This window comes from Oceanibaculum sp. (genome assembly GCF_022449305.1).
Lineage (GTDB): Bacteria > Pseudomonadota > Alphaproteobacteria > Oceanibaculales > Oceanibaculaceae > Oceanibaculum > Oceanibaculum indicum.
Genome location: NZ_JAKUSO010000050.1, coordinates 21,287 through 27,387, shown reverse-complemented (window position 1 = coordinate 27,387; position 6,101 = coordinate 21,287). Strand labels below are relative to the sequence as shown.

The 6,101-nt window shown below is 63.8% G+C and carries 5 protein-coding genes and 1 pseudogene; 2 read left to right on the top strand and 4 right to left on the bottom strand.

Going from position 1 to position 6,101, the window contains the following annotated elements:
* Together MK313_RS13860 and MK313_RS13855 are read left to right on the top strand one after the other, a co-directional pair.
* On the top strand, window positions 1-233 hold a 233-nt coding region (locus MK313_RS13860; RefSeq protein WP_287782263.1), incomplete at its 5' end, for a transposase domain-containing protein.
* Between the two features lie 103 nt (window positions 234-336).
* Window positions 337-953: pseudogene (locus tag MK313_RS13855) on the top strand (IS630 family transposase); the annotation flags it as partial.
* A 320-nt stretch (window positions 954-1,273) separates the two neighbouring features.
* Here MK313_RS13855 and MK313_RS13850 read toward each other — a convergent pair.
* The 4 genes from MK313_RS13850 to MK313_RS13835 all read right to left on the bottom strand — a co-directional run bounded on the left by MK313_RS13850 (window position 1,274) and on the right by MK313_RS13835 (window position 6,093).
* On the bottom strand, window positions 1,274-1,936 hold the full coding sequence (locus MK313_RS13850; protein WP_008946343.1) for a TetR/AcrR family transcriptional regulator: 663 nt from the start codon (window positions 1,934-1,936) through the stop codon (window positions 1,274-1,276).
* 94 nt (window positions 1,937-2,030) lie between these two features.
* The gene (locus tag MK313_RS13845; protein WP_287782261.1) at window positions 2,031-3,389 is read right to left on the bottom strand and encodes an MmgE/PrpD family protein; all 1,359 of its coding nucleotides are present in this window, start codon (window positions 3,387-3,389) and stop codon (window positions 2,031-2,033) included.
* 12 nt (window positions 3,390-3,401) lie between these two features.
* Window positions 3,402-4,910 (bottom strand): long-chain-fatty-acid--CoA ligase, encoded by a 1,509-nt coding sequence (locus tag MK313_RS13840; protein WP_008946341.1) that lies wholly within the window; start codon window positions 4,908-4,910, stop codon window positions 3,402-3,404.
* A gap of 10 nt (window positions 4,911-4,920) precedes the next feature.
* A complete protein-coding gene (locus MK313_RS13835) occupies window positions 4,921-6,093 on the bottom strand; it encodes an acyl-CoA dehydrogenase family protein (protein ID WP_008946340.1) in 1,173 nt (390 codons plus the stop codon).
* Between the last annotated feature and the right edge of the window lie 8 nt (window positions 6,094-6,101).

Below are 6,101 nucleotides of genomic sequence, written 5' to 3'. Positions count from 1 at the left end.
AGCGGACCATCCGGCCTATTGCGCTCAACCGGAAGAACGCGCTCTTTGCAGGACATGACGCCGGAGCTGAAAACTGGGCTGTCATCGCCTCGCTGATCGAGACCTGCAAGCTCAACGTCGTCGATCCCCATGCCTGGTTGGCCTCGACCCTCAGCGCCATAGCCGGCGGTCATCGGCAGAGCCAGATCACCAAACTGCTCCCGTGGAACTACACTGCAAGAATCGGCGACTGACTCGAAAAGCAAGGGCGCCATCGCCTTCATACGCGGCAAGAATGTGGTGCCGTTCCACCGACCTTGATGTCTACGTGGCCGCAAAACACCGCTTACGCAAGGCGGGCTACAGCTTAAAAAAAACCTGTCCACTAGCGAGCAGGATCGTCCGAAGATCGCGCGGCGGCGGGCGCAGTGGAAGAAGTATCAGGGGCGGCTTGATCCAAGGCGCCTCGTCTTTATCGACGAGACCTGGGCAAAGACCAACATGCCCCCCTTGACGGGCTGGTCGAAGCGCGGCCAAAAGCTCGTCGCCAAGGCCCCGTTCGGCAAATGGAAGACGCTGACCTTCGTGGCGGCGCTGCGCCATGACCGGATCGACGCGCCCTGCGTACTCGACGGACCGATCAACGGCCAACTCTTCACCGCTTACGTCGAACAGTTCTTCGTGCCGACCCTCTCGCCGGGCGACATCGTCATCATGGACAACCTCGGCAGCCACAAGGGCAGGCCGTGCGCAAGGCCATAAGAGCCGCCGGGGCCAAGCTGCTGTTCCTGCCGCCTTACAGCCCTGATCTCAACCCGATCGAACCGGTCTTTGCCAAGCTCAAACTGCTCCTGCGTAAGGCTGGCGAGCGAACCGCCGAGGCCACATGGCAACGCATCGGCCAACCCCTCGATGCCTTCCCGCCCCATGAATGCGCCAACTACCTCAGAAACAGTGGCTATGCTTCAATCTAAACAGGACAGACCCTAATGACGTCAAATGGCGTCACGCCAGCGAACGAAGGGAGCATCCATGTCCACACTCGACGAACTGAAGACGAAGTACCCGGAGCCTTTCAACAACCTTTTGGGGCAAAAGCCCCATCGACTTCGAACGAGAGGCCGGCATAGCATGAACGGGCCTATCTCGGTGTCCATCAAACCGGCAGCAGGCCACATCGCATCATAAATTTTAAGCGCGGCCTACAGGACGCGTGGCGCATCATGTCCCCCTTGAAGATGACGGCACAAGTGCCTTTCTTCGGCAGCACCATCAGGTCAATAACCGTAGCTATTCACGTCGGTTTGCTGCCCGGCGCTTGCGCGTCGTACAGCCCGTGCCGGACAAACTTCATATAGGCCTCGATCACCCATTCCGGCATTGCGCCGGGGCGATCCCCGCTAAAGCCGTAGCGCATGGACAGATAGCCGCGCGCTGCCAACAGCATGAAGGCGACCACTTCCAGTTCGCGCTTTTCGTAGCCCGGCATCTCGCCGCGTTCCCAGCTGCGCGAAAGCGCGCGGGCATAGCCGCCGGCGATCGCGTCGATATGCTGGCGGTGCGCCTTCGGCGCCAGCGTCTCAGCCTCATACAGGATGCGGTAGAATTCCGGATAGTCGCGCAGGAAGTCGAAATAGGCGCGGATGCGCCGCTCCTCGCGTTCCGGACCGGTCGCCTCGCCCATCCGGCTGCGAATATAGGCGAGCATCTTCTCGCCGAGCGCCGGCAGCAACTGGTCGAACAGATCCTGCCGCGAGTCGAAATAATTGTAGAAGGTACCTTGCGCCACCTTGGCCCGCGCCGTGATGCGGGAAATCGACGCCTCGGCATAGCCATACTCGCCGACCATCTCCGCCGCCGCCTGGAACAGCGCCTGGCGAGTCTCCTCGCTGCGTTCGGCGCGCGAACGGCGTCGCGGCTTGTCCGTTTGCTGTTCCTTTTCCTTGGTCGCGCTCACGCATACCCCTCGTTGAAAGCCGCTGCACCGCCATTTACGCGATGGCGTGCGACCATATATTCCACGCGCCGAAGATCAAGCGTTTGCGCATACATCAGGCCGCCTTGCGCAGGCTGGGCAGCGCGGCAAAGCAGCGCAGCACCTCGCCGATATCGCCATCCGGCAGCCCCCAGACAAAAGCCTCCAGCCGATCATACACGGCGGACGGGATATCCGTCTCCGCCCCGACCCGGCGGATCAGCGCCGAATCGGTCGCCCGATCATAGGCGAAATCGTCGGTGGTCTTGCTCTCGTACCGTTCGATTATCGCGCCATCCGCCAGCGTCACCGAAATGCGGCAGCACAGCGTCGGCAAGGCCTCGTCGCTGACCAGCGGGACCCGCCCGACCAGCGCGTTCACGGTGGCATCGTCATAGGTCGTCATCATCCGCATGGTCGGCGTGCCGCGCTCCAGCGTGGCGGCGATGCAGAACGGGATGCTCATCAGCGTGCCGGAGATGGAATTGAATGGCCCTGCCGAATCCATGCCGGCATAGCCGGTCTCGTAGGGGTTCATCGTCACCGTGACCGATTTGATCGCCCGACCGGCGATCTCCTGCCTCAGTTCCAGCGCCGCCGTCACCGGCGTCTGGTTGAAGGCGCAGACCGGGAAGGGCTTGAAGGTGACGCGCAGGATCGCCCAATCCTTGCCCAGCCGTGCCGCCAGCGCATCGACATCGCACTCGGTACGGGCGAAGGCGCGCACGAAGCCGGCCTTGCCCTCGATGGCATGCGGCGCGGAGACGGAGCCGGCGCGCGCCAGCTCGGCGGCAACGAAGCCGTTGCGCCCGGCCATGCCGACCTGGTAGCGCCATTCATCCGTGCCATCAGCGAAGCTTTGCAATATGCCGCCGGCGAAGCTGGCCGCATTGCCGATGGCCGCCTGGGTCTGCGCCGCATCCAGCCCCATCAGCTTGGCTGATGCTGCCGCCGCCGCCAGCGTGCCATAGATCGGCGAGGCGCGCAGACCGGCCGGCGTGGTCTTGCCGGCATAGGTTTTTTCCAGAAGCCCGCCAACCTCATAGCCGGCAATCAGCGCCGGCAGCAGCCGGGCGACGGGGTAGTTGCGCGCCTCAATGATCGCCGTCAGCAGCGGGATCATGATGGCGCCCAGATGGGCGGCCCCGCAGGTATCCTCCTGCGCGCGGCCATGGAACAAAGCGGAATTCGCCAGCGCCGCCCCGACGATGGAGGTCTTGCGGCCATCGCCCAGCAGGGTGGCGCCCTCGGCCCGCTCGCCATCCATCGCCAGCGCCGCCTGTCGCGCGACCGGGGCATAGGGCGTGTTGTGGCAACCAAGGCCGATACCGTAGCCATTCAGAAGGCAGACCCGCGCCTTCTCCACCACTTCCGGCGGCAGCGTCGCAAGGTCGAGGGAGACAACGAAATCGGCGAGTGTGCGGGAGAGTGTCATGGTGTCCTCCTCCTAGTCGGTATCTTCGGGCAGGAATTCATCGCGCAGCACGCGTTTCAATATCTTGCCGGACGGGTTGCGCGGCAGTGCCTCGCGCAGATGCAGCTCCTTCGGCACCTTGAAGCCGGCCAGATGCTGGCGGCAGTGATCGCGCATCGTCTCATAGGCCAGGGTCTGGCCCGGCTTCGGCACGATGATTGCGACCGGCTTCTCGCCCCAGCGCTCGTCCGGCACGCCGATCACGGCGACCTCGCTGACCTGCGGCATCTGGTAGATCACCCGCTCCACCTCCGACGAGGCGATGTTCTCGCCGCCGGACAGGATCATGTCCTTCTTGCGATCCGTGATGTAGAGGAAGCCGTCGGCATCGACATAGCCGACATCGCCGCTGCGGAACCAGCCCTCGGGGTAGAAGCTGGCCTCGGTCTTCTCCGGGTCTTTCCAGTAACCCTTGGTGACCTTCGGGCCGCGCACGCAGATTTCGCCGTGGGTACCGGCCGGAACCTCCCGGCCATCATCATCGGTGATGCGGATTTCGCAATGCGCTGTCGGCCGGCCGGTGGAACCAATCTTGGCGATTTCCATGCCGGCTTCCATCAGCGTGTCGCCGCTGCAGGTCTCGGTCAGGCCATAGCCGTCGATATAGCGGCCATTGGGGAACAGCTCGGTAAAGGCCCGGATGCGGCTTTCCGGCGTCTTCTCGCCGCCGCCAATGGTCCAGCGCAGGAAGGTCAGATCATATTTCTGCCGCCCGTCCAGCGTCAGCGCGCGGCCCAGCATGACCGGGGCCATCCAGGCGCAGGTCAGCTTCTCGCGCTCGATGGTCGCCAGCATCTCGGCCGGGTCGAAATCGCGCAGGATGCACATGGTTCCGCCAACCCACAGCACCGCCGTTCCGGGCAGGTCGAAGGCACCGACATGGTAGAGCGGGCCCACGGTCAGGATGCGGTCCTCCCGGGTCAGCCCCAGGAAAATCGCCTGCTCCATATTCTTCCAATAGTAATTGTCGTAGGTGTGCATCACCCCCTTGGGACGGTCGGTCGTGCCCGACGTGTACATCAGCCGGAACAGGTCGTCCGGCTGGCGCGGACGCTGCGGCGGAATGGCGGCCGGCGCGCCGGTCAGAGCGCGGATATCCTTTTGCGCTGCCGCATCCAGCAGCACGGTATGCGGCAGGTCGCGCACCACCGGCTGGAACTCCTTGTCGGCGAAGACCAGCTTCGCCTCGGCATTGCCGGTGATATAGGCTACCTCATCCGCCGCAAGCCGGAAATTCACCGGCAGGAAGACGCCGCCCAGATAGGAGGTGGCGAAGGCAATCTCGATGAAGGAGGACGAGTTCTTCATGAACACCGCCACCACATCGCCCTCGCCGATGCCCTGCCCGTCCATCCACGCCGCCAGCGCCTGGATGCGCGCCCACAGATCGGCATAGGTGATGCGCTGGTCCTGGTAAATCAGCGCCAGCTTGTCCGGCGTGCGGGTGGCATGAAAGCGGATGAAGGCGCTGAGATTGACCATGGCCGTGTGCTCAGTAGGAACGGGGCATCTTGAGGTTATGGATGGAGATGAAGTTCAGGATCATCTCCTCCGAGATCGGCGCGATGCGGAACAGCCTGGCGTCGCGCCACAGCCGCTCGACATAGCTTTCCTTGGCATAGCCCATGCCGCCCATGGTCTGCATGGCGCGGTCTGTCGCCTGGGCGCTGGCATGGCCGGCGATCAGCTTGGCGATATTCGCCTCGCTGCCATAGGGCAGGCCGCTGTCGAACAGGCTGGCCGCCTTGTAGTTCATCAGCCGCGCGGTCTCGGTCTGGGCATAAGCCTCGGCCAGCGGGAACTGCAGGCCCTGGTAGGAGCCAATGGGCGCGCCGCGGAACACCTTGCGCTCCCCGGCATATTTCACCGCCAGCTCGATGGCCAGTTGCGCCGTGCCGACCAGGCAGGCGGTGGTGACGATGCGCTCCGTGTTCAGCACGTCCAGCAACTCATGCCAGCCCATGTCGAGGGTACCGACGATCTCGTCCGGCCCGGCCCAGACATCGTCGAGGAACACCATGGAGGAAGTCAGCGTGTTGGTGCCGACCTTCTCGATGGGGGTGTGGGTCAGCCCCTCTCGGTCGCGGTCGAGCAGGAACATGGTGATGCCGTCGGTGCGGCGCTTCACATCCTCGGCCTTCTGGGTGCGGGCGATCACCAGCACCTTGTCGGCCTGCGGCACGCCGGTAATCCAGATCTTGCGGCCATTGATGCGGAAGCCATTGCCCTCCCGCCTGGCGAAGGTCTGGATTTCCAGGCTGTTGGAGCCGGCATCGGGTTCCGTCAGCGCCATGCAGAACAGCATCTCGCCGCTGACCAGCTTCGGCAGATAGTCGCGTTTCATCTGCTCGGTACCGAAACGCGAGATGCCGACGCCGCCGAAGATCGGGTTGTTCATGAACAGCTGCCCGACCGTGGAGCCGGCGCCGCTCGCGGCCAGCGTCTCGACGATCAGCGCCAGTTCCAGCATGCCGAGGCCGCTGCCGCCATGCTCCTCCGGCAGGGCTGCGGCGGCGAGACCGGACTCGCAGATCGCCTTCCAGATTTCAGTGGGGAACTGCTTCTTGGCGTCAATCTCGCGCCAGTATTCCAGACCATATTCCCCGCCCACCTTGCGGGCGGTCTCGATGATCATCTTCTGCTGCTCGTTAAGCAGGAAATCCATGGTCAATG

Bases quoted from the DNA above. Each gene is read 5' to 3' on its own strand.
- MK313_RS13845 (WP_287782261.1), bottom strand. From the start codon at position 3,389: ATGACACTCTCCCGCACACTCGCCGATTTCGTTGTCTCCCTCGACCTT.
- MK313_RS13840 (WP_008946341.1), bottom strand. From the start codon at position 4,910: ATGGTCAATCTCAGCGCCTTCATCCGCTTTCATGCCACCCGCACGCCG.
- MK313_RS13835 (WP_008946340.1), bottom strand. From the start codon at position 6,093: ATGGATTTCCTGCTTAACGAGCAGCAGAAGATGATCATCGAGACCGCC.